This window comes from Nitrospira sp., from assembly GCA_029194675.1.
Classification (GTDB): domain Bacteria; phylum Nitrospirota; class Nitrospiria; order Nitrospirales; family Nitrospiraceae; genus Nitrospira_D.
Map to the genome: position 1 here is coordinate 127044 of JARFXP010000005.1, position 24218 is coordinate 151261.

Annotated in this window: 22 protein-coding genes and 2 pseudogenes; 11 read left to right on the forward strand and 13 right to left on the reverse strand. The window is 54.5% G+C overall.

Annotated elements, in window-relative coordinates; genetic code table 11:
• Window positions 1-131 precede the first annotated feature (131 nt).
• The 4 genes from P0120_21430 to P0120_21445 form a co-directional block, all read right to left on the reverse strand.
• Window positions 132-1094 carry a hypothetical protein gene (locus P0120_21430; protein ID MDF0676872.1) on the reverse strand — a complete coding sequence of 321 codons (963 nt, stop codon included), beginning with the start codon at window positions 1092-1094 and terminating at the stop codon, window positions 132-134.
• Between the two features lie 483 nt (window positions 1095-1577).
• Window positions 1578-1865 carry a hypothetical protein gene (locus tag P0120_21435; GenBank protein ID MDF0676873.1) on the reverse strand — a complete coding sequence of 96 codons (288 nt, stop codon included), beginning with the start codon at window positions 1863-1865 and terminating at the stop codon, window positions 1578-1580.
• A 112-nt stretch (window positions 1866-1977) separates the two neighbouring features.
• Window positions 1978-2637, reverse strand: a complete 660-nt coding sequence (locus P0120_21440; GenBank protein MDF0676874.1) for an isoprenylcysteine carboxylmethyltransferase family protein — start codon at window positions 2635-2637, stop codon at window positions 1978-1980.
• Window positions 2638-3155: 518 nt separating this feature from the next.
• Entirely contained in the window at window positions 3156-4121 is a 966-nt protein-coding gene (locus tag P0120_21445) for a hypothetical protein (GenBank protein MDF0676875.1), read from the reverse strand.
• A 564-nt stretch (window positions 4122-4685) separates the two neighbouring features.
• Here P0120_21445 and P0120_21450 point away from each other — a divergent pair.
• On the forward strand, window positions 4686-6434 hold the full coding sequence (locus tag P0120_21450) for an OmpA family protein (protein ID MDF0676876.1): 1749 nt from the start codon (window positions 4686-4688) through the stop codon (window positions 6432-6434).
• A gap of 161 nt (window positions 6435-6595) precedes the next feature.
• Here the strand turns inward: P0120_21450 and P0120_21455 are convergent, their stop codons facing one another.
• Window positions 6596-7744 carry an FAD-dependent oxidoreductase gene (locus tag P0120_21455; protein MDF0676877.1) on the reverse strand — a complete coding sequence of 383 codons (1149 nt, stop codon included), beginning with the start codon at window positions 7742-7744 and terminating at the stop codon, window positions 6596-6598.
• A gap of 77 nt (window positions 7745-7821) precedes the next feature.
• Entirely contained in the window at window positions 7822-8304 is a 483-nt protein-coding gene (locus P0120_21460; protein MDF0676878.1) for a hypothetical protein, read from the reverse strand.
• Window positions 8305-9592: 1288 nt separating this feature from the next.
• On the opposite strand from P0120_21460, the gene P0120_21465 reads away from it, so the two are divergent.
• The 6 genes and pseudogenes from P0120_21465 to P0120_21490 all read left to right on the forward strand — a co-directional run bounded on the left by P0120_21465 (window position 9593) and on the right by P0120_21490 (window position 13914).
• Window positions 9593-9940: a 4Fe-4S dicluster domain-containing protein gene (locus P0120_21465; GenBank protein MDF0676879.1), complete on the forward strand. Its 348-nt coding sequence runs from the start codon at window positions 9593-9595 to the stop codon at window positions 9938-9940.
• Between the two features lie 94 nt (window positions 9941-10034).
• On the forward strand, window positions 10035-10337 hold the full coding sequence (locus P0120_21470; GenBank protein ID MDF0676880.1) for a hypothetical protein: 303 nt from the start codon (window positions 10035-10037) through the stop codon (window positions 10335-10337).
• 429 nt (window positions 10338-10766) lie between these two features.
• Complete coding sequence (locus P0120_21475) at window positions 10767-11549, forward strand: IS4 family transposase (GenBank protein ID MDF0676881.1); 783 nt, start codon at window positions 10767-10769, stop codon at window positions 11547-11549.
• Complete coding sequence (locus tag P0120_21480; protein ID MDF0676882.1) at window positions 11525-11935, forward strand: transposase; 411 nt, start codon at window positions 11525-11527, stop codon at window positions 11933-11935. Before P0120_21475 ends, P0120_21480 begins: the two co-directional genes overlap by 25 nt.
• Window positions 11936-12487: 552 nt before the next feature.
• Window positions 12488-12736: pseudogene (locus tag P0120_21485) on the forward strand (transposase).
• 206 nt (window positions 12737-12942) lie between these two features.
• A complete protein-coding gene (locus P0120_21490; protein MDF0676883.1) occupies window positions 12943-13914 on the forward strand; it encodes a hypothetical protein in 972 nt (323 codons plus the stop codon).
• On the opposite strand, the gene P0120_21495 is transcribed toward P0120_21490, so the two are convergent.
• A protein-coding gene (locus P0120_21495; protein ID MDF0676884.1) for an IS5 family transposase occupies window positions 13881-14638 on the reverse strand; the annotation gives its coding sequence in 2 pieces (ribosomal slippage) (window positions 13881-14297 and window positions 14300-14638; 756 coding nt in all). The two genes, P0120_21490 and P0120_21495, sit on opposite strands and share 34 nt — an antisense overlap.
• A gap of 104 nt (window positions 14639-14742) precedes the next feature.
• Between P0120_21495 and P0120_21500 the strand changes: the two genes are divergently transcribed.
• A complete protein-coding gene (locus P0120_21500; protein MDF0676885.1) occupies window positions 14743-15345 on the forward strand; it encodes a hypothetical protein in 603 nt (200 codons plus the stop codon).
• 408 nt (window positions 15346-15753) lie between these two features.
• On the opposite strand, the gene P0120_21505 is transcribed toward P0120_21500, so the two are convergent.
• From P0120_21505 to P0120_21515, 3 genes and pseudogenes are all read right to left on the reverse strand, one after another.
• Window positions 15754-15960, reverse strand: coding sequence for a hypothetical protein (locus P0120_21505; protein ID MDF0676886.1), 207 nt, complete (start codon window positions 15958-15960; stop codon window positions 15754-15756).
• Window positions 15957-17363, reverse strand: a pseudogene (locus P0120_21510) (DUF2235 domain-containing protein). Before P0120_21510 ends, P0120_21505 begins: the two are co-directional and overlap by 4 nt.
• Before the next feature lie 1309 nt (window positions 17364-18672).
• On the reverse strand, window positions 18673-19167 hold the full coding sequence (locus tag P0120_21515; protein MDF0676887.1) for a thermonuclease family protein: 495 nt from the start codon (window positions 19165-19167) through the stop codon (window positions 18673-18675).
• A 331-nt stretch (window positions 19168-19498) separates the two neighbouring features.
• Between P0120_21515 and P0120_21520 the strand changes: the two genes are divergently transcribed.
• On the forward strand, window positions 19499-19744 hold the full coding sequence (locus P0120_21520; GenBank protein ID MDF0676888.1) for a hypothetical protein: 246 nt from the start codon (window positions 19499-19501) through the stop codon (window positions 19742-19744).
• Between the two features lie 74 nt (window positions 19745-19818).
• Window positions 19819-20505, forward strand: coding sequence for a response regulator transcription factor (locus P0120_21525; protein ID MDF0676889.1), 687 nt, complete (start codon window positions 19819-19821; stop codon window positions 20503-20505).
• A 286-nt stretch (window positions 20506-20791) separates the two neighbouring features.
• Here the strand turns inward: P0120_21525 and P0120_21530 are convergent, their stop codons facing one another.
• The gene (locus tag P0120_21530) at window positions 20792-21307 is read right to left on the reverse strand and encodes a PQQ-dependent sugar dehydrogenase (GenBank protein MDF0676890.1); all 516 of its coding nucleotides are present in this window, start codon (window positions 21305-21307) and stop codon (window positions 20792-20794) included.
• Window positions 21265-22026 (reverse strand): PQQ-dependent sugar dehydrogenase, encoded by a 762-nt coding sequence (locus tag P0120_21535; GenBank protein ID MDF0676891.1) that lies wholly within the window; start codon window positions 22024-22026, stop codon window positions 21265-21267. Before P0120_21535 ends, P0120_21530 begins: the two co-directional genes overlap by 43 nt.
• Window positions 22027-23293: 1267 nt before the next feature.
• On the opposite strand from P0120_21535, the gene P0120_21540 reads away from it, so the two are divergent.
• A complete protein-coding gene (locus tag P0120_21540; GenBank protein MDF0676892.1) occupies window positions 23294-23665 on the forward strand; it encodes a hypothetical protein in 372 nt (123 codons plus the stop codon).
• Between the two features lie 252 nt (window positions 23666-23917).
• Here the strand turns inward: P0120_21540 and P0120_21545 are convergent, their stop codons facing one another.
• Window positions 23918-24208 (reverse strand): hypothetical protein, encoded by a 291-nt coding sequence (locus tag P0120_21545; GenBank protein ID MDF0676893.1) that lies wholly within the window; start codon window positions 24206-24208, stop codon window positions 23918-23920.
• Window positions 24209-24218: the final 10 nt, after the last annotated feature.

Genomic DNA, 24218 nt, shown 5'->3' on the forward strand with positions numbered 1-24218 from the left:
GAGCAGCTGGATTACCCCGTGACCTACGAGGTTTCAGAAGCAAGCGGACTTACCCTCCGGTTGCCGATAGAGGGATGGAATCACCAGCCATCTATGTTCCTCATCGATGCAATGTCACGGATAAGGTCCCTTCAGAACCAACCTTCAAGGCGCCATCCCCGCGACACGAACAGCGGCACGAAGGCAGGGGGGATGAACAACCGGTCTTCAACATTCGGGATGCGGAAGTAGTGCTGCGGTTGCAGCATCACATGATCATTCCGGCTCAAATCGATGACGGCACGACTGGGTGCTTCACGTCGCCCCAAATAACGCACCTCAAACGCCTCAAAACGGAGTGGATTAGCAGAATCGAAGACACCGGTTCCGTTGGCGCGGGACTGGCGAACGAAGTCACGTGCCCGGCGCAGCGCAGGAGTTGTCTCGGCCACCCGATTTGCGGCGCCAGGCGCAATGACCGCGTCCAGGATCGAGGGCGATTCACGGAACGGATCAATGTTCGGCCAGACGAAAAACGGCATTGCCGCGCCGATTGCGAGCATGCGTTCGTTATAAGAAGGCGGGCGTGGGCCAGGGCTGGTCCCGTTCGGCTGATTTCGGTTAATAAAAGCCAGAAACCGCCCAAACGAATCAAAGACTTCAAACGAGAAGGAGAAGAAGTATCCGAATGTATTCGAATCCTGTCCAAGAGCGGTCATGTCGGTTTGCACCAGGGAAATCAATGTTCGCTCGGCATGATCCCCGTGAAAGCGATGATTGATGCCTGCTCCGGCTCCAATACGCCCCTGCAGATGACCCACAAGATCCGCGTCAAGTTGAAGGGGTCCGAACTGAGGAAGAAACGGATCTGTGAGATAGGCATCCCATTCCGCTGAATCAAGACGGCGCTGCGCCGATGACCCGGCGAGCTGGAAGTTTTTCTCGGGCGTATCGACACCGAGAAAACGAATTGATCCACTGCCCTCGATGTGAAGCCCGATCGTATCGCCGTCGGGGATCGAAGCTTCGAGGGATTGCGGTTGATCATTGGCTCCTCGCCGAATAGATCCGATCGCGCGCACATTACCATCCGTAGTAAAGAATGCATCAGCCATGATCGAACTCCTCCTGTGCGTCCGAGGACGAGTGGGCAACGCTCGACATGAGTGCAGCCACTCGTGCTCATCGAGTGGCGAAGAGACTTGTGGCAAGACTCGTGCCGAGACCAATAAAAAACTTCGTCTCTTAATTTCCAGCCACTAAGGAAGGATTGGCCACACAGAGCAAAGGAATGATGGAGAGATCTGTATTGAAACAGTCATCATGAGTATCGGAAGAGATACTACTTTCCGCAGTTAGACACCCTCGGGTTCTTAGTGAAGGGCTCACTCCGTTTGGACTTTTCAGTCTTCTATCGGCTTCCCGACGTTTCATCCCAAACGTTCGAAATGAATCGCCTCGCGTCGTGGCCAGTGCAAGGGATTGAGTGGCTCTTACCAGAACTTGACCGGGGCAAAAATCAGCAAGTGGGACTCAGCCGGTGCGAAATCAGCCGTCGTGGTGCGGATCATCTGACCAACCCTATGGTCTTGCCACGTTCATGATTGGTGATGAGCCCTTGAAGAGGAGCCTTTGACGAATAGCACTCGCTCGGCTTGTGTGATCGCATCCCGCAGTATCTTCAGATTCTTCTCTGTTTTCTGCACACTGTCCACATAACGGGATGCCGCCAGCGTCAAATCCTGCAACGTCTTTTTCAAGTCATTCTCTTCCGTAAATTCCCTCGATGCCGAGGATCGAGCCAGCGCCAGCCGTCGGCGCGGGCCGATATAGGGTTGGGGAGCGATTGGATTATCTTTTTCGAGCTCCGGCCGCCTGAATATCATTGTATTTCCTCCATGGAGGTAGGCACGGTATCATAACCCTCAGGCGGTTTATAGAGCATCCCTCGTGCCACTCGCCCTCATGAGGCTGATCCTATCCATATACTCGTCTTTCCTACGTTCCGCTTTCTGGTTCTCGTCCCCGCTTTCTCCGTGAAGGGAAGAAGGCCGGCGTTACCGCCGCATACTGTTCATAAGCCTCGCCGAATGCCGCGCGGGCCTCTGCCTCCTCTTCGTGCGCAAGCAGAACATACATCCCCACGAGCACAGGGAACATGACCAGAGTCGGAAAGGTCGGCCACTGGAGAAGAAAACCGAGCATAATGATAATGAAGGCGGCATACTGAGGATGTCTGATCAAGGCATAGGGTCCGCTCGTGGCCAAGACTTGGGCACGTTGCGCCCGATACAAAATGCGCCACGAGGCCGCCAGCAGCAGTAGTCCAATAAAGACCAACACCTCACTGAGAATATGCACTGGATCAGAGTGCGCGGGGCCCGGGATGCCGAGCAAGACATGCCAGAAATGGCCAGTGTCGTGAGCAAATGGATCGACCTCCGGATAGTGGTTCGCCAGCCATCCCGAAAGGAGATACAAACTCAGGGGGAACCCATACATCTCCGCGAATAGGGCCACGATAAACGCGGAGAAGACTCCAAGGGATCGCCAATCGCGTCCCGTCCGAGGACGCGTGAAGGTCAGCGCAAAAAGAATAAAGAACAGGGAATTAATGAGGACGAGCCACCATACCCCGTAGGCTGCGTCATTATCCATATGCCCTCTCCCTGCCGTCATATGACATGTGTCGATACAGAAAGGCGGCAGTTCCTCCAACTGCTACACCATATCGTACTCAACCAGAGTAAGTCAGTCGGACCCTATTGAGAACGGCTATCTTCCTTCCGGCATCGCCCAGATGCAGCCGAACGCTGATGTTCCAGCTCCTCTCAAACGAGGAGCATGTGAATCGGGGGGAGGCAGCTGAGAGGTATGTCGGCACGAAAGGCCGCTACGCGGTCCAATTCCTCGCTCGTGCCTAAGCGGACAACAGCACATGCCGCTCATGGTCAGTAAGAAAGATAGGGGAACAGGGCCTCAGCGGGGATATAGGAGTAACTCTCTTCACGTGTGGGTAAGAAGCTCTGATTGACGCAACGAACAGGGCTGGGGGTGAGAAGAACTTCGGATGGCTTGATAGGAATTTAGCGCTCTTCTTACTGCCGCTGACCCTCTGTTCTTCTTTACCTCTGCTGTGCTTTATGAACTCATGATGGTCTTGAGCACACAGGATCTCACCGCCTACCCGTCTTCAACTTTGCGTAATGAGAACAGCCTTTTGGCTCTCTGAGATCGCAGGCTTTCCCGTAGTACTTAAGTGCTTCAGCATCGTCCTGTTTGAGACCCCTTCCGACTTGATAGACCATGCCGAGATGGATACAGCCCTTCGCATCCCCAGCGTCACAGGCCTTTCTGTAAAGGTTGATGGCTCGAATGTCGTCCTGCTTGATCCCGGTCCCCTGGGCATACATCAGACCGAGATTGGAGCAACCTCTCGCATTCCCACCATCACAGGCCTTCCTGTAGAAGTCGGCGGCTTGAAAGTTGTCCTGCTGGACCTCGGTGTACATCACGCCAAGGTTGTAGCAGCCCCTCGCATTCCCACCGTCACAGGCCTTCCTATAGAAGTCGGTTGCTTGAACGTCATCCTGTGGAACCCCGGCCCCTTCGGCATACATCACGCCAAGGTTGTAGCAGCCCCTCGCATTCCCACCGTCACAGGCTTTCCTAGAGAAGGCAACGGCTTGAGCGTCGTCCTGTGGCACCCCAATCCCTTCGGCATACATCACGCCAAGGTTGTAGCAACCCTTCACATGCCCCCCATCACAGGCTTGCCTGTAGAAGTCGATGGCTTCAAGGTCGTCCTGTTGAACCCCGGTCCCCTCGGCATACATCACGCCAAGATTGAAACAGCCCTTCATACCCCCACCATCGCAGGCTTTCCGAGAGAAGGCAGCGGCTTGAACGTCGTCCTGTGGGATCCCGATCCCCTCGGCATACATCACGCCAAGATTGGAGCAGCCACTCGCATCCCCGCCGTCACAGGCTTTCCTGAAAAGGGCTGCAGCTCGAGTGTCATCTTGCTTCACTCCTTCACCTTTCAGATACAACAATCCGAGGGAGTTGCATGCTGTCGAAGTGCCTTTCTCGCACGCTGCTTTCGCTTGTTGCGGCTGGTCGGCTGCCTCCGAAGGACTCATCGCTGCTGAGACCAATGTTGCGAAGACAATGTATGCGTGAAGAAGAGGGCGAACCGTCATTGGGTAACCTCCGAAAAAGCAGAAAGCCTCGAGCGGAACGAAGTCTAGCGAGACGGACGATCAGATTCAAGGCGGGAAGCTGGAACCGAATCTGAAGCCCAACTTGTGCGAGATGCGGTCTCTGCATCGCAGCGACGTTCGCGAATAAGTTGTCAACTTGCATGAGAAAACACGGGCGCGTCGGTGCGGTGAACGTTGTTGACACCATTCGGATTCCAGATTGTCAATTCCAAGGGATGTTCCATATTCCTCTCATCGCCCGCGTCTCATATGGTATGGCCCCGCACACCCGTTGCAAAGTGAATCTCGAAGGCGATACGATCGCTTTCCCTCTTTTTCTTTTCCTTCATGAAGAGGGGAACGCGCCGACATCGGTTTAGGCTTGAATTCAGGTGCTTCCGCCTAAGCCTCCTGAGCGGATTTCATGCGCACATGAGTGAATTGAAGCCCATTGGCGGGGAATCCATTTGTGGTCACCGCACCTTATCGACTTGTGGGTGAAACATGATCATCAAGTTAGCCACCTTTGCTCTTGTCTCCATCGTCATGCTATGCGGAAACATGCCTGTTGCTATGGCCGTTGGAGATTCAGACGGGCAGTCGTCGCAAGACGAATTGAGTGTGGCGAGGAATCAACTCCAGCAGGCCAAGCAAAAGATCGATGATCTCGAGCGACAACTCAAGCAACGGATCGGTGAGCTCGTTCTCCAGCTTCATGCCAAGGATAATGAGATCGCAGCCCTGATAACCAGCGGCCACGAGAATTCCAAGCAGCTTCGAGATGATCTTGCGTCCCAAACTGAGGAGCTCAACCAGGCCAAGCGCCGTATTGCCGAACTTGAACAACAGCTGGCAGCGACGGGAAAAATGCAGGAACTGGCGCAGGCCAAACGGCGCGCCGCCGAAGCCGAACAACAGACGGCAAAGAAAGAACAAGAGCTGGCGCAGGCCAAGCGCCGCGTTGCCGAATTCGAACAACAGCTGGCAGCGATGGGAAAAGGACAGGACCTGACCCAGGCCAAACGGCGCGCCGCTGAAGCCGACCAGCAGATGGCTGGGAAAGAGCAAGAGCTGGCACAGGCCAAGCGCCGGGTCACCGACGCGGAACAGCAGATAGCCGGGAAAGAACTAGAACTGGCTCAGGCTAAGCGCCGTGTCACTGAAGCCGAACTGCAGATGGCGGAGAAAGAGCATGAACTGGCGCAGACCAAACGCCGTGTCACCGAAGTCGAACAACAGACGGCGGGGAAAGAGCAGGAACTGGCGCAGGCCAAGCGCCGTGTCACCGAAGTCGAACAACAGACGGCGGGGAGAGAGCAAGAGCTGACGCAGGTCAAGCGTCGTGTCACCGACACGGAACAGCAGATAGCGGGGAAAGAACTGGAACTGGCGCAGGCTAAGCGCCGCACCGCCGAAGCGGAACAACAGACAGCGAAGAAAGAGCAAGAACTGGCGCAGGTCAAGGAGGACCTCAAACAAGCCACTCAAAAGCTGGCGGATCTCAATCCCCAACTCACGGCAAAAGACGCGGAACTTGTGCGCACGAAGCAATTGCTGGCGGAGCTTGAGCTCAATTCGTCCAAACAAACCGCACCGCCTTCCGCTCAAGAAGAACCTCCCTCGCTTGCTCTGCTACCTATCGATCACAATCTCTCCTTGACCAACCTGCTCGGGCCCGACTCTGAGGTCGCAGATGATGGGGAAGTATTACCATCAAATGGTGACCTCGGCAAAGTGAGCGAAAGCCTTGCGAATCTCTTACAGCCGGAACTCAAGAAGGGCAGTGCGGCCTTGAAGCAGCGAGGAAATAAATTGACCCTCGCATTGGCAACCAGTGAGTTATTTTCCACAGGTGACGCGACAGTCACCATCGGAGGCGCCTCGCTGCTCGAGCGGGTCGGAGTCGTCTTGCATGGATTCCGTTACCAGAACATAGAGGTAGCCGGGCATACCGACAACCAACCGCTCCGGAACGACTCTCGGAAAGGCTTTCGGGATAATGCCGAACTCTCTCGGACCAGGGCCGACCATGCCGTTCAGGTACTGGTCAGCGGGGGGTTAGGGGGCGACCGGATCAAAGCAGTGGGGTACGCAGATAGCAAGCCTATCGCGACGAATGAGACTGAAAAGGGCCGGATGAAGAACCGACGAATGGAAATCGTCATTACACAGTGGCCGGAATCGGGTGGCACTGTGGGCGACGGTAAAGCGCAAGCCGGCAAGAAAGTTCAAGATACTCCGCTCAAACGGTGACCATCGTTGCCAGTACAAAACCGGCGATGATGAAGACAACGATGTACGCGCCTTGAGTTCTAACTCCAAATCACAAACAACGTCTGCCCCTATCCTCCCTTTGAGGAAGAGGCGCGGGTTCACCCGGAACATTCCAAGACCCCGTGAAACCGCGAGAAGAATTAGGCGGATGAAAACCTGCTCCGAAGGGACGGCAGGTCGCAAACATGCCGTGCGAGCGCCAAGGCGGCGGAGAGCCCCGGTGATTCAATGCCGATCAGATTAATCAACAGGGGATCTTCCCTGTCGACCGAAATGATGAAGTCGCTCTTGGCCCGGCTATTCGTCACGACACGTGGCCTGATTCCGGAATAGGCCCAACGAAGATCGCGTTCATCCAGGGAGGGCAGGAATTTCTGCAAGACTTCAACGAACAAGCCTGGCGGTGTCTTGCGCGAGGTGTAGTCCGCTTTGTCCGCGACGGGCATTTCGTTCGGTCCGAGATACACTCGTCCGTTCGGGCGGGGACTGAAATGAATTCCCTTGCCGGTCGCTTGAGGTGGTAACGCAGGATACACCGGACGCCCGATCAGGCTTCGCTTTTCTGGAGTGATCAGTTCGTAATACTCACCCCTCACCGGGCTGATGACATATTCCTTATGGGACATGCTCAGTGCGGCAACCTCGTCGGCATAGAGTCCGGCCGCATTGATGAGGCAGGTGGTCCGGATCCGTTGGCGATCGGTGGAAATGAGATACGAGCCGGCGGCCTCCTCGACGCCGATGACCCGATTGTTGAAAGCAAACTCTGCGCCGCCCGCTTCCGACTCGGTCTTGAGCGATTGCACGAAGGCCTGAGAATCGATGACGGAGACGCTTGGTATGACGATTCCACAGCAGGCGTGAAGATGCGGTTCGCAAGCCCGTAAACCAGAGGGCGTCATGAACCTCACCCTCGTTTTCGTCCTCCAGGCGTTGAACCACAAGCGCCGCAGCATCGATATGTCGCGCCACAGGCCCCGACGGACGTCCTCCATCGAGACAGCGATGATCATACCGGCTCTGAGCAACGGGACGCCATGTTCGGGAGCATATGCCGTCGCCAACCGGCAACCTTCCCGGGCGAGCCTCTCTTTCAGAGAAAAAGGAGGTTCATGGATACCGCTGTGGAGGACGCCGCTGTTGCGCCCGCTGGCTTCTTCGCCGGGGCGTTCGTGCTGTTCGAGGACGAGGATACGGATCGGCGCGGCTCGGCGCCGGCACAATAATTCCCTGGCAATCGCACATCCGACGATCCCGGCACCGACGATGGAGACATCGTACGAGTTCATGAGGCCTCATCCTGCGCACCATCACCCGAACCGAAAGAGGATTTAAGGAGATGTCAAGTTCCCGGGCAAAGAGCCCGTCAAGCTGCTTTCCCAGATGAGGCTTTGGATCGCACGAGAAGATCAACTTCGCAATCCAACACGTGAAGCAATGTCAGAAGCTGATCAACCGATTTACGGTAATTGGTTTGATCGAGCAACCGGTACAACTGCGTTGCCGATGTACGTAATCGTCTGATAATTTCCCGTTTTGAAAGCGGACTTTTCTCGATCCGCTTCTGCGCTTCAATCGTCAACTTGTAGAGCAGCGCATCTCTCAGGAAGGATGGGTCTTGATTGTATTCCAACACCTGCTCACCATGAACGGTGCCTTCCCTCCCGGATGCCAAGACATAGGTGAAACCCTCTCCTCCCAATTCCTTATCGACAAAGACTCTGGCGACCGGGTCGTTGCCGCTCGGACGAACATCGACCTTCGAATAGGGAATCACTAACGTGCCTTTTGAGGACTTCACCTGAAACATCTTCTTGCGGTTATTACACACCACTGATTGAATCTTCATAGCGCCCCCTCATCGTCCAACTCTTCAATCAATGCACGAACTTGTCTCGAAGCCTTCCCGATCATTGGTTGTTTGCTGTCCAAATCCCATTCACAACGAGAACACCATCACGATAGACATGCATGTGGCGAGGAGTATGGTCGCCCTTCCAGGTGACAAACACATACCCACCCCGACGAACCTTCCCCATGTGTGAGTGTTACCTTCTGAGGTATCACTTGTCAATGCTATGGACCCAGCCATCACAGCCATGGCTTTCACCGGCTGTCGTTTCTTACCTACATCAGAAAGAACCGGGTCTGCTTCCTTACTCAGTAGTCAGAAACTAAGGCAACAGCAACACGAATGAAACCCGCATAGAATAAGGTTAGCTGTGACATCGTGTTCTGCAAATTACCGTCTTATGAGTAATTATTCGAAACGGTCTCTGATCCGATTCCGTCGAGTTTCTGCGGGAAAAAGACGCACGCATGGCGGGGTGCTAAGGTTATGGAATGGCACCGTCTCAAGAGGTCATAAGATTAATTTCGTGGTGGATGACTTGCAGCCTTCTCGTTGTGTCCCTGCCCCTCAACCCTGCTACTGCCGCTGAACCAGAACAGGTCTCGATCCAGACGTTACTGTCGCCACAAGCCACCTCGTATCAGCAACATCTGGTGACGCTAGGAGGTGTGACCAGCGCGCTCCAAATAGTTCCCCCATTCTTTGGGAGCTCCTCTCCATTCCGTGGCAGACTGTGTCTCCTCTATGGGCGAGCTTCCTTCGTACTGGAGGATGAGACGGGCTCGATGTCCGTGGAGGTCTTGGGAAGTTGTAATCCAAGCGCGGCTGAGGCATTGCCGAAGGACGGGGATCGGGTGAGAGTAACTGGGATCGTGCAGGTACTGAAGGGTGAGGCTCCGAATGATGTCAGAGTCCAGGCAACAGTGATCAAATCTTCGAACCAAACTGATTCAGCGGTGCCCGCTTGACAGCCTGATCCGAATCAACGGGGCCCACCGCCTAACTCAGAATCATATTACAAGGCGCGACCCCACTTCTCTTCCCCTGAAGTTCTCCTTTCGAACCGCCGGATTGACAGGGGCGCTTACAAAGGCGCAACATGCGTCTCCTGTTGATCTATTGAAAAGGCGCAGCAAACAGCTTGACTGCCCTATTCATTGCGCTTTCGGTGATCTGGTCAGGAGCACACTTCCACGATGAGATCCTCGAGGGTGCCTTGCGGGAAATAGGATAAAGAGGACGTGCGGCGCCCTGTTCAATCTTAGAAAATAAGGAGGCCAAAATCATGGCACTGCTGATTACCGATGAATGTATCAACTGTGGCGCTTGCCTGCCGGAATGTCCGAATGAGGCCATCTTCGAAACTCGCAGCGATGCGGAGACGAAGGGGAATCATGTGGGCGACGGCCAGGGAGTGGGGGACAACATTTACGTGATTACTCATGATCGGTGTACCGAGTGTGTCGGCCATTTTGACGAACCCCAATGTGCGGCGGTCTGTCCGGTCGATAATTGTTGTATTTCTGATCCGGCTTATCCGGAGGGAACCGATATCCTGCTGGAAAAAGCGAAGACGCTCAATCCTGACAAGCCTATCGATCCCGCAAAAGTGTGGAGCGGCGTGCGGAACTGATCGTTCCCACTTCGAGGTTCCGTGCCACTCTGAGATGCTGAGAACGCGGACGGTACAGCTATGTTAGGCCTTGGAGTAACCGAAACAATTAGTCATGGCTGATAAAGTTCCAAGATTTATAACAAATGCAACCGTCATCAAGGTTTTAGCTAAAGTATTTGCTTTCCAAGCCATCGAGATCAACCTATTGCGTTCCCATGCTGGAATATCCGATGCTGATTGGAAGACGCTTAAGACGGAAGCCTTTAAAAAAACCTACGCGAAGCAACGGGCTTTTTATGAAGATCGCTTGACCGGCGCGTTCGCTCTGGAGCGCATTTCCCAGTCTGAACGCGAGACTAGACTTCTGGAACTCTGGCTAAAACAGAGCGAGGATTCCCCCAAAGACGAACCATAAGCCAAACGTCCGGTTCCATACGCCGCAGAAAAGGTCCCCGACCCTTTAACTCATTTCAAATTTCCCAGTCTCTGCGGTCTAGTTTCTGGGGAGGTCTCAAAAGCACAGTGGGACTTCCAAGCCCATGGTCTAGTGTTCGGGGGAAAGGTTCAATTCATCTGCTCCGTTTCGTTGATCTTACCTTCTTGTTCACCTTCTGACCGCTGCCACATCACTCTCTGACTGCTTTCCATTCATTATGATGATGGTAGATCCATTAAGCCTTACAAATAAAGAGCCAAACAGCTCTCGTACTAAAAAGGGATAGCGCCCACTCTTGTCCAAAATAAGTTCTCAACAGGCCTCCGGCTTGTGAGTAGGATAGGTTGTTCAACGCACATCCATCCACGGCGTTCCCGCGCCGTGGCACCCACAAGCCGGAGGTGCAGTATGGTAACCGTCGCCAGTTGCTTTGCGCAAATGCTCGCCCTGATCGATCGCGCGGACTTCGCTCGGGCCGTTCGACAGCACGCCGCTGAGCGAGCAGCCAAGGGGTTCAGCTGCTGGGATCACTTGATAGCGATGCTGTTTTGTCAGATGGGTAGTGCGCACTCACTTCGAGAAATCTGTGGCGGCTTGGCCACCGCCCTTGGCAAACTCGTCCACCTTGGCATCCGTCGGACACCGACTCGGTCCACGCTGGCCTATGCCAATGCGCATCGGCCCTGGCAGCTGTACGAGACGCTCTTCTATCAAGTCCTCACCCGTTGCCAAGCCGTCGCGGCCTTGAAGCGCCGCCGGTTCCGGTTCAAGCACCCCTTGCGCACCCTCGACGCAACGATCATTGAACTCTGTGCCACGGTGTTCGATTGGGCCAGATTCCAGCGGACGAAGGGGGCGATCAAGCTCCATCTGCAGCTGGATCACCAGGGGTGTTTGCCCTGCTGGGCCCTCGTGACCGACGGCGACACCAACGACGTGCGGATCGCCCAACAGCTCACCTTTGCGCCAGGCACCATCGTGGTGATCGATCGCGGGTATCTCGACTATGCCCGCTATCATCGTTGGACGGTCGACGAGGTGGGATTTGTCACCCGTCCACGCACCAACATGCTCTACGAAGTGCTGGAGCAACGCTCCGTGCCGACACGCGGACCGGTGCTGGTCGATGAGGTGATCCGTCTCACCAGTTCCCATGCGGCTGACCGGTGCTCGGTCCCCTGCGACAGGTGACGATCTGGGATGAGAGACAGCAGCGGCCGCTACGGTTCCTGACCACTCTCATGCAGCTTGCGGCCAGCACGATTGCCGCCATCTATCGGGAGCGCTGGCAGATCGAACTCCTCTTCAAGGCCTTGAAACAGCATCTCCGGATCAAGACGTTTGTGGGCACGAGTGAGAACGCCGTACAGGTCCAAATCTGGATCGCCCTGCTCGCGATGCTGCTGTTGAAATTTCTGCAGCTGAAGTCCACGTGGCCCTGGAGTCTCTCGAATCTGGCCGCGTTGCTCCGCTTCAATCTGTTGACCTATCGGGATCTGTGGGACTGGCTCAATGCGCCCTTTGAACGGCCGCTGCTCATACCAGCGCCGCCCCAACAGAGGCTATTCGCTACCTGATCTTGGACAGCAGACCGGACAACCTGAACTGGATGGGTGACCAGAGACCGTCTCATATGCCGCATTCACGGGGGAAGAACTCGAAACAGCCGACTATTTTGGACAGCAGTGGATAGCGCCCTATATTTGAGTTCCTGGGCTGAGAAAATATTTGCTCCTCCTTTTGCCCATGTTGACAAGAAATATGAGACGCTCGAATGGGACAGGAAATGGTAGACGGGCGATCTGAGAAATGGGGAACACTACAGCATTAGGAGTCATAGCTATTCTGAAACTGCGTTGACGTCCATAGAATCACCTGCGGAAGCTACGGCAGTTACCTATAAGAAGGTTATATAGCGATATCTTGGAATATTGTCCTTGCTGCCCGGCATGTATGAAGCAGAGACATGCGTGTATGACTCAAAGACTAATGTGGTATCGACATGATAATACAAGTATATATTGGGAGGACACCTCAAAGGTTTGTGGAGTGGTGTAAGCTTCCCCTAGATGGAGACAGTCCAAAGGAGGACTTTCTGGCAGAATCGTCCCCCTAGCCAGGAGGTTTCCATGGGTCAGTCAAACTTCACTGAATCCCAAATTGTGTCGATTCTGAAGGAGACCGATACCAGCCACCCGGTCAATGAGATCTGGAGGCAGTACGGGATCAGCTCGGCCACTTACTACAAGTGGAAGGCCAAGTACGGAGGACTGGAGGCCTCTGATGTGAAGCGGCTCAAGGAGCTGGAGCACGAGCACAGCCGGCTGATGCGGCTCTATGCAGACCTCTCGTTAGAGAATGCCGCGCTGAAGGATGTGATTGCAATAAAGAAGCTATGAAGGGTGCCAACCTGGTGGAACTGCGGTAGAGCAATGGCATGCAGGGTCCTCATTACCTAACCAAGGGGAGGTTGGCATGTACTACTGTGGCCGTCGTTCGGGTATCGGACTCCGTGTCAGGTCGAACAACAACACCCGGCCAGCCACAACGCTTCGTGACCGCATAATTGATCGGGAGACCTACCGTGCTTTCATCCAAGAGCATGTGGAAAAAGTGTGCTGACAACGCAATTCTGTATGTCAACTGGTATCGTTCCGTCATACTTCTCATGCTGCTAATAGCAATCGCTGCATGTTCCTCCCCCCCGTTTTCGGTTGCTGTGGAACAGGCGCTAAAATTAATTTCCTTGCGAAAGAATGTCCACTTCGTAGAATTCGCCGCTAATGGGACCCCGCGAAATCCGTTTGAAGTGGCACGTCTCATTGACTCGTTAAAGCAGAAACGTCCGCAAAGAATTCTAATCCTCGCCTTCGGATGGCAACATGATAGAGACGAGGCAACTGAGTATTATATCAAGGAGGTTTTACTCCCGGCCTTGTCGGATTTGAGAAATAAAGAAGCACAGAGCGACCTTGATGATCCTAGCAAATGGGCGACCATTTGCGTCTCGTGGGACTCTAAAGGAACAGGGCTACGTAAGCTGCTTGATGATGTTGTCCCGCAACCAGGCTTGACGGATGTCATCGCCACCTTACCGGAATACGCTCTACTTCCTCTCACTTATTACGCTAAGGCAACGCTCGCCGACGGGCTCGGCCCTGGAGCGCTAAAGACCACGCTGAACATGATATTTAGCAACGTTTACACCGATGGAACACAGCCGGATTTGTACTTAGTAGGACATAGCTTCGGCGCTAGAGTCCTTACCGGACTGGCACTCGATGAAACGAGGAAAAACAGTCGCGATGAAAGCCATTCACAGAAATCTGTGACTGGGAAGATAAAGGGAATGGTGTTAGTGGAACCTGCCATGACGTGGTGGGAACTGCCAGGCACTTTCAAAGATCGTTCAGAGGTAAATTACCCTATTGTGGTGGTTCAAAGCCGTCATGACTATGCGAATTCGTTTCTATTCCCGCTTGCTAGTATCCCAGCCAATTTCATACTCCCTAGGGCGTGTCATCAATTAAGCCATGTCATCGAAGCAGCGAGATAGATGGCACCGAGGAAATTGGCGGCGCGTTTATCATAGCGGGTGGCGATGGCACGGAATTGCTTGAGTCTCGCGAAAAAGTTCTCGATCAGATGGCGGGCTCGGGAGAGGTCTTGATCGTATTCACGTGGGGTTGTTCTGTTGGATTTGGGTGGGATGACGATGGTCTTCCCTGCTTTTCGCAGCGGTTCAATCACCCGTTCATCGGCATCGAAGGCTTTATCGGCGATGACGGTATCCGCCTCAATGCCGGGTAGCAAGACATCGGCGCCCTCCAGATCATGCGCCTGTCCTGGGGTGAGATGAAACCCGGTCGGATTACCCAGCGCGTCACAGGTGGCGTGGATTTTCGTGGTCAGGCCCCCCTTGCTGCGTCCGATGGCTTCCTGCACTTGGTGCCCCCTTTTGCCCCAGCGCTGTGCTGGTGGGCACGGACGATGGTGGAATCGATCATCGCGTATTCATTGTCGAGATCCTCGGCCAGACGCGCAAACACCCGTTGCCAGACGCCGCGTCGACTCCAGCGCGTATGGCGCGTGTGGATCACTCGGAAATCTCCGAACCGCTCCGGCAGATCCCGCCACGGGATTCCCGCGCGATACCGGAACAACACCGCTTCCACAAATAGCCGGTTGTCCTGCGCGGTCACCCCCACCGTGCCTTCACGCCCAGGCAACAGGGTTTCAATCTTCTCCCACTGGTCATCCCGCAACCCGTACCGTCTCACCATCCGCAGGCCCCTCCTTCGGCCTGGGACGGAGTGAATCACACCACGATGGCTTTGTGAACCTAGAAAATTAATTGATGACACGCCCTAGTAAGCACTGGCGGATGATTCTTCAGGAGGATGAGGATAAGTTTCCCGCATGGTATACGAGCGTTTCGGATATATGCCTCGCGCTACCTTTCAGAATTGCAACTGCCGCAGTGACCTTCCCATTCCAATATATCGGGGCACAGTTTAGACAAATATATGACCGTGGCCTTCATTACCTACCGGATACGTTGTCCCAGATTCCCATGGTAAAAATCCCATTCCGCGCCGTCGATGAAGGAATATTTGAAAGACAATTGCACTGGGGAGAGCGGCATAAAGGTATCTTTAATATGGGTTCTGCCTACGAATCCATCGCCCGCCCCGACGCAGCTACGTACGTTACCGAGGACATCACACAATTGGAGAGTTCCAAGAATCACGTTTGTAAGTCTCCAGTAATTTATGTTGATGCGTCCTCTCATGTTAGACACGGTTTGTTGGGCCAGGACCTGGACGGTGGTTTTTCTGTTGTTATCACAGGTTCTCTCGATCCGGTAGGCAGTCATACTGATATATACCAGGGACCAATATACGAACTCATTGCGAAGGTCTTATTGGACCGAATTCAGATTAACAAGAAAATATCGGCTGACAAGTGTGAGATTGCTACGTCATAAATAGCACAGGGTTAAGGTTTCAATGAGTTATAGCAGCCGGAAGGGAATGCCGACACGAAACGGCTCGTGCGCAGGCTGAAGACGAACTCCTTTGGCGCCGTGAGAGGCCGAATCCAGGTAGTAATTGGGTCAGAGTGCCATTTCTGAGCGGCACTAAACTCTCTGGCCTCAAAGGCGGCGACATTCATGAGCGCGCCTCCAGATCGTGAAGACCGAACCAGGTACCATGAAGATGAATTTAGGGTCAGATCTTGCCATGTGCGTTCGCTGTCTTCCTGCGCTTATTGGCACACACAGAACAAGATGTGACCCCAATTCATTCGTCCTCTGGCTCCCTCAAATCATTGCTCACTGGTATGCACAGAACAAGAGTGACCACAATTCTGTGACGGGCACTGTATTGTCAGGTCACCTTCGTATCTTTTCCAGTCGCCAAGTTGCGTGCAATCCTGCGGCCTCCTTCAAGGCTTCGCGCAGCCTGGCGTGGTGGCTATGCCAAAACTGGGAGAAGACGGTACTCATGCGGCGGTCGGCATAGAGCATGAGCACAGAGGCCAGCAAAAATCCGCCTACGACGACTCCCGCTTTTCCAGGCGACATGGCGAGCGCTTTCACACTTGCCAGACCTCCTCGAACTGAAGTGTCACGATGTGGTACACGAACAACCCCATGTTCTTCAGTACCAGCCAGGGAGTGGACAATGATTGCATCCCGTCCGGCGTCGAGACCGCGACGAGGAAGACAAGGAATGCACACACATAGAGATAGTAGGAGGTTAGCCCTATTCCAATCTCGCTTCTAACCCCCGCCAACAGGGATTCCTCACCGTCGTGGGCCGAACGAAGCACCGCTTCGACTGCTTTCGCTCTGGCCTCGGCGGCCGTCTGTTTTCCGCCATTGTCGGTCGGGGTGATGACCACATTGGCGTTGGACGGCAGATTGCTGGGAGCATAATCATCGGTTCCATGCGCAATCCGTTCGAGCACACTCAAATGAACGGCGGGCGTTGCATGATGCATCCGGCAAATCTCAGCGATGTCCCGCACTTTCCATCGATAGAAAATCCCTAAGCCTGAACGAGGATCGTACAATTTGTCATCCACATTCGCGTGTTCATAATAGAGTGCCCGGTCGGCCGCAAGCAGGCGGAGCCCCTCACCCTCGCCGCCGGTGCGTTCCGCCTTCCGCATCATCCATTCGAGCGCCACGAGCGACATGCCCTGTTTCGGATACCCGCCGCCGACGTTCGAATGGGCTCCGGCGAACCATACTTGTTCGATTCGGCCTGTATCTTCTTCTCTCTCATCCCAAAGAATAGGGCGAAACGAATGTCGTTCATCATCAATCACCAACGCGTGGCAGGCATGCTTCACCAGCTTGCTCAATTTGTGGTCGCGAAACTTGAACCGGTAGAACACCATGTTGATGAAATCGCTCAGATGGAACGGCAGACCGACGGCATCCACCGTGTCCCACACGCCCATGAAAGCGATCGGGACCTCGCACGCGAGACAGTGTTCGCTTTTGAACTTAGCGATTAAGGAGTTATCCGGCTTGCCGAGAAACAATTTCGCCATCGCCGTGCGATAAGATTTGCGATAGACCCTATAGGTGTCGTTGACGGCGGCATCAAGATCGTCCGCCGTTTGGAGTTTCTTGACATCCAGGATGCTGCAGGCCGCGATGAGGCCGACCAGGGTCCGCACGGTAAATGCGCCGCGGCTGAAGCCAAAGAGGAAAATGCGATCGCCTGGGTCGTAAATGCGAACCAACTCTTTGTACAGTTGCTTGACGTTGCGGCTGAGCCCATATCCCGTCGCGCCGGTAAAGATTTTGAGCGGCTTAAAATTTTCGGTTCCGACTCCGTCGTCATAGAGCGCAACTCAGGGAGTCAATTCAGGCTGTGTTTTGTGGCCGTTCAGGTCGATGGCTTCAAACAGCTTGAACACATTGGTGCCTCGTCCTTTGATGGCTGTGTTACCGGTTCCATCGGAACAGATCACGATATTTTTCGACATGGCACCTCCCATATGCAATGAATCCCCCGGCTCCATGGCCGATCAACCACCCAGAGCTCTCCCCTATCAACCCATCACACACACATCATGCCAGGCCTTGCGCCGTAACCATTCGGCGATGCGATCAGGATAAATGACTAATTGCATTAGGGAAATGTGGGATCGAGCCGATCGAGCGTGACTGTACCAGTCACGCTACGAGGGTATCTGAAACGATACCCCATGGAATCTGATCCGATACAGGGGAGAAAAAGAGAGACGTGAGACTGGCGTCCCACTTCCCTATATCCGACCATCCCCTAGTTTCCTGATCTCTTCCATCCTCCGGCGATTCACACCGAAATGGCCGGAGCCGAGCCGAGATGCCGAGCGGAAATGAATCTTCTCATTTCATCATCGAATAGGAATTCCACATCGTCAACGAATCGGAGCACCAGGCTCGTGAATTCGAAACGCAGGTAGGATTCATCCTCGTTAACGAGGTCGGACAGGGCAGGGAGAGAACCGCCTGCTTACAGTAAGTGCTTCTTTTGCTTCCTCCTTGATCCGTTGATACCGGAGTGGGGCGATCGCATGTCGCTCGTCTTGAGATTTCGTCGAGACGCAATTGAGGCTTGAGACAAGGAGGGAATAGTCTCACGGCATGAAGAACCGACGATGAGTCGCCATCTATCTGATCCACACCACGATGAACTCATCCGTACGGATCGGAAAGTCGCGGCAGTGCAATGCTCCCGAGCGGCCCTGTCAATGAGGGTGATGCGAGCGTACCGATTCAGACTAGACCGACCAGCAGGGGCCGAACCGACCATTTGGCTCTGACGTTGAGAAATTGGTCTCGAGATCTTTTTCGTTATTCCACTATGCCATGGAGCCGTTTTTTCATGTTCGAATCTCTTGACAAATATGAAACCACGCTCCTAGTGCAGGATCGGTTATCCACAGGAAACTTTTGAACCTGTGGATAGCGATCCGAATGGTGGCAATGACCAGGGCACCAGCAGGGGCCAATTGGTCATGCTAAGTACTCGTCCTAGGAATATGCAAGAAAGGAAAGAACGTATACCGGTACCACTATTACTTGTGGCTCTACCGGTGTGGGGCGGATGCCTAAAAAATAGGCGAGTCGATGAATAGCCACGCCATTCGCACCGTCTTTCTCTGATCAAGGGACTTATTCACAAGGTTATCCACAGAAGATGGGGATGTGAAATCTCATGCCAATCCTTCCGCCCAATGAAATGATTTTGGGAACCCTTCGATATTGTTCGGTTGCTTAACTACAATGATTGAGCGGCAGAGTCCGCTACTATTTGTAACGAGCAGGCTTCATAGCTTTCCATTTCCACGGAGGAACGGGATTAGGCTCAGCCCACAGGCCCATCCTTCCGGCCCTAGCCAGTTCTTCCATATCTTTCAGAGCTTGATCGTCGGACCCTCCCGGCTGCACCCAGGCAAGCCCCTCTTTGATCAACTCATGGGCGATCTGTCGCCTATCCGGCAGGAGGATGTCGGCGGTCATCCGGCCCTGTCGATCCCGTTTCAAGTCTCGTACGATCACTTCGCGGTTGGCGATGTAGGCAGCCGTCGCATGCTTCGCCTGTTTCCCATAGGGTTGTTTCAGCTCGGGACAATCCACATCACGAAGATAAACCATGTCCTTTCGGCCTTGATGGTGGATTGTCAGGCGATCTCCCTCGTGAACGATGAGAACCCGCGCGACAACGTCGGTCGCCGCCAACGTGGGTGCGGCCATCACCCATGTAGACGTTATTGTTGTGACAAGCAGGAGTGTTCGGAACATGGGCCTATGCTAGCGCCTCAGCATGTTCTGGCCAACTATTTCCTGATTCTTGGACATCACGAGAGCCCCCTTGATCGCCATACCCGTGAGGCGTAGATTGGATTGTCGATACCGCCTCATCTTCCAGGGGGGGGGTGGTCATGCTCGTCCTGGGAATACCGCACCAACCGACTGTACATGGCAAGTGTGCCTCCCCCTCTCTTTTATCTCTGAACAATTATCTCACTGAGTTGTCTTGGAAAGATGTCATCGGGCTCGTGAGCTCGACGAACTTCTTTCTGTGTGACTTGTCGCCACACATGCGATTGCCCGATGTAGTAGGGAGGTAGGTATGTCGTACCGCTATAACACGATCGATATCATCTTAGGCGTCGAGATGTGTGCAACTCTCTTTGGAGGCCTCCTGTTGTTTCTCTTCGCCAACGGAACCCATCGAGCAGTCCCGCCACAAGCTATAGCGTTGTTGACCGCCAGCTTTTGGGGAGGACTTGCCATGGCGGCGCAGAGCAGAGAGGCGAAAACGCTCGCTCAGCTGAGACAGGACGCGGGCCGCTGGGCGTTTCGCATGGCAGCCTAACTCAAGCGTGAACGGTACACCGGTGCCCGACAGAATCAGGAGGCAAGCCGTCGAGTGCCGGTGAAGTCATGAGCATGAGAAACGCAGCACATCGAATCGATCGTGGGATACAACCCAAATCCATCCGACTGCTCATTGTCGAAGCCCAACGCCTGTTCAGACAAAGCCTGCGGATACTCTTGGAACAGGAACGAGATATCGCTGCAGTGGTGGAAGCAACGGATGGACGCGAGGCCCATCGACTGGCGCTAGAACACAAACCCGACATCGTCCTTCTGGACGTCGATATGCCGGACCTTGATGTGGAATCGGTGACCAAACTCATTCACCAACACTTGCCCGACACAAGCGTGCTGCTGTTGGCTCGGTACGATGAAGACACTCGGATCGTGACCGCGATGCGGGCTGGAGCGTTCGGCTATATCTTAAAGGACACTGACCAGACAGATTTTCTCCGCATCATCAGAGCGACCGCTCGGGGAGAGCAGGTCTTGTCTCCGATCATACCGGACCATCTCGTTCGAACCGTTCCCGGTGCAGTCAGACACCCCCAGGAGGAACACACCATCCAGTTTTCCGGTCTGACCGACCGTGAACGGGAAATATTGGCTTGCGCGGCAGCCGGCCGGAGCAACAAGGAAATCGCCGACCAGTTGTGCGTGTCAGTCGATACCGTGAAGACGCACCTCCATCACATCTATCAGAAGCTCTCCGTCGGCGGACGTGTCGAGGCGATTCTCACCTACCTTCGTGCTCGGTAGTCCAGAGCCTTTGCGTGTCTCCCCCATCACCCAATTGGTGTAGGCAATAATTCCATCTTCTGGGCGATGGTGCAGGAGCAGTCGGCATCTTAACATTTACCGATGAGAAGAGATCGTCAGGCACCCTGATTCAAAAACTTGACGTTATAAGCATGGAGGTAAACGGCGATGGAGCATATACACATGAAGGATATAAAAGACGAGCTAAAGTCTGAGCCAACATGGGCATACGTGTATGCAGCATTTTTTCTCGGGATGGTTGTCTTTGCAATCGTGGTCGGCGGTTTCAACTGGAGCATGGGTTGAACACCCGGGCAACCGACATAGCCTCCCTCGGTTGCCCGGCTGATGCTGTGCGTGGAATGGGCAACACCTTATCGAGCGTTTGAGACTCGAAGGATCTCTCCATCATCCTGTCGGTGAGAAGAGAGAGCCGTCCATCCGGTCCGTGCTGGGCTTCGCGAAGTCGTGACTTCAGTTCTGAAAGATAGCGTTCCTCACAGACTACCCGAGTGCCGTCAAGCGTCAGACGAACGAGCAAACCGGGATTGAGTGAGCCCACAAAGAGCGATCCATTCCATTCAGGGGATGTCTTGCCGGTATAAAAGGTCATGCCGGACGGGGCGATGACCGGGGCCCAGTAATAGACCGGCTGCTCCATGCCGGGCTTCGATGTTCCCTCTCCGATGATCGTCCCGTTGTAGTCGACGCCATAGGTAATGACCGGCCAGCCGTAATTCTTGCCCGCCTCAGGATGGTTCAGCTCATCACCGCATCGAGATCCATGCTCGAGCGTCCACAACTGCCCTGTCGCCGGATGAAGGGCCGCCGCTTGGATATTCTCCGATGGCCATAGGACCAAATCTCTGGTTCCGCTCCATCTTTGCCGACAAAAGGGTTGTCGCGTGGAACCATCCCATCCGGATGGACACGCACGATCTTCCCGAATTCCACGGACAGATCCTGGGCCTTGTCTCGATAGTCGTACCGATCTCCCAACGTAATGAACAAGGTTCCGTCCCGAGCAAAGACGAGTCGCGAGCCGAAATGATTGGCCCCGGTCACCTTGGGCTGCTGCCTAAAGATGACTCGCAGGTTCTCCAAGCGATTGTCAATGAGCTTGGCGCGAGCCACGGCAGTCCCGGCGGTGCCGCGATCGCCCGGTTCAGCGTAGGAGAGGTAGAGCAGCCGGTTCTCGGTGAACCGTGGATCGAGCTCGATATCGAGAAGGCCGCCTTGGCCACGCGCAAAAACCGGAGACACGCCCGGCAATGGATCAGAAAGGCGGCCGTCGGGACCCACGATGCGTAATCGTACTGGTCGCTCGGTCACCAACATTCGCCCATCCGGCAGGAATGCGAGCGCCCAGGGATGTTCCAACCCTTTGGCCACGGTTTCGACGGTCATCCGACCTTGCAGTGGAGTCGGCGTGGGTGAACGAGGCGCGTGATCCTCCGCCGACACGGATGCAAACCCAGAGGCGAGAACCGCCAACATGATAGCCGTGGTTCGGTGGTTCATAAATATCTTGTCCCTCATATTGGAACAGCCGAACAAAAGAATGGCCACGGCGACAGGTTGACGGTTCAACGAATGCTTCTCAACACCCGAGGCTGCAAGAGATGTTGTCCGTCTCCGTTTGCGGCTCGGCGCCGAGCCTGCTGGGCGTCTTTAATCGGAATGCGAGTTTGGTAATAATAGCAGTTCAGCACCCGTTGTCGGAGCTGCTCTTTGGTGAGGCGTCCATCATGCCTCCTTAAAAAATAGCTTTCACTCCCATGGCCCATGGGCTTCGGAAAAGTCACGATCACGCGTAGCACTACGAAGCTGAAGCATTGTTTTCACGCGGGATTCAGGTTGAATTCTAGTATGGCGAGGCTGAAGAAGAGTCAAAGAAAGAAATGCCATCTAGGGCAAATCCTAGCTCGGCATAACAGATTGTAGAGTGCCCGTGCATCCGATGCGGTAATACGAAACCGTGGGCTTCTGCGATACTGACAATCATCCCTCAACGCTCATTGACCTGCCTCTTTTCACGCGTTGACTCTCACCCAATCGGTGTAGACCATGATTCAACCTTCTAGGCGATGTCGAAGGAGCAGTCCGCATCTTAGGATGTTGGTAAAGAGAGAGGACGGTCCGACATCCTTATCCGGAAAACCGGACGTTCGAAGCAAGGAGGTGAAGCGCGATGCAGCATATACACATGAAGGATGTAAAAGACGAGCTAAAGTCTGAGCCAACATGGGCATACGTGTATGCAGCGTTTTTTCTCGGGATCGTTGTCTTTGCAGTCCTGTCCGGCGGTTTCGGTTTCCACTTCTGATGATCGATCGATAGCAGATGTCCAGCTGAGTGGTGTGAGGGGGTGAGTGCGCCGCAAGGACGGGAATGCCAGCTGGAGCTGTCCTCCGACGGCTCCAGCTGTCCATGGACGATGCCATGAAACGCTGGCTTGCTGCGGCGTCGCTTTCTTCGTTCGCAATCCACACTCCCATGTGGTACACTGAGTCACACGAATTCTGATCCTCGCGCTTTTCCCTCGCCGTTTCGCTCCTGCGCGATAGTATTGATCAGTCTGCGGTGAGTTCGTCTGGCGTCGGTCTTTGTCCCTCAGCCATCAGTGTAGCTGACGGAGACCCCGAGAGCGCCTCCGCCGTGTCTCTCGACCGCTACTTCAGGCAATGGAGGCTGGTGCAGGCTGTACGTGCACCGTATGGGGCAGCTCTGTGCCCTTGAGTCAAGGAGGAGACAAACAGATGAGCGACCACACGCGAAGTGAATGTCCATGAGTACCGTCAAGATGAATCGACCGACACCCGTTGAGCGTTGGGTCCGCATCCCAGACGGCACGAGAGTGCGTCATCGCTCGGAGGCCTATGAAGGTGTCATTGACGGCTTGACGGAGATGGTATCCGGCTCAGAGCGTAACCCTGACGGAAAAACGCTGTATCGCGTGAATGTAGGGGATAGCACGCGGTTACTCGTCTCGGAGGATCACCTCAATATTCTGCTCGACAACAACAAGTTGGTTCTGCTCGCTCGCGAATCAGAACTGTATCGTCGGTCCGTCACCGACCGGCTCCGAGCAGTCTTTCCGGAAGATCGGTTCGTGACTGCTGGGGACAAAGTGTCTCCGTCTCTCGACAAGTCGCGATGATGGTAAGGCGGACATCCTGCCGCCTATTTCGTAACGTTCAACCCTTGAAGGTGTAAACGCGATGAAGACATCATGGGGAACCAAAGCTTCGCACCGACGAAAGCGGGCCATTCGTAGAACGAAGGTCCGCTGGGATCTGCTCGGACTACAGGACCCGGAACGGACGTCGTCGACAACGTCGATAGACGATATTCGTCGTCAGATCATCTCAGCCGCAAACCAAGGCCTCAGCCCAGATACGCTCTCCCGTTCTCATGCAAAGCCTGGACGCCCCAAACCGGGATCCAAGGCGTCGGTGGTTACCGGCAAGCGTGGTGCCGCTTCGTAGCAGGCCTTACTACATAAGCGCACCGCACCCGAAAGGAGGACATCATCGGAGGAACAGGCAAAACCACAGCCGCAAAGCGGGACCGTGAGAAAGCACGTCTGCAGAAACAACGCGACAAAGAAGAGCGCCGTGTACAGCGGAAGGCTGCCAAGCTCAATCGGCCGACGCAAGAGGGCGAAGACCCTGACCTCGCCGGCTTGCAATGGGGCCCACAACCCCCTCTCT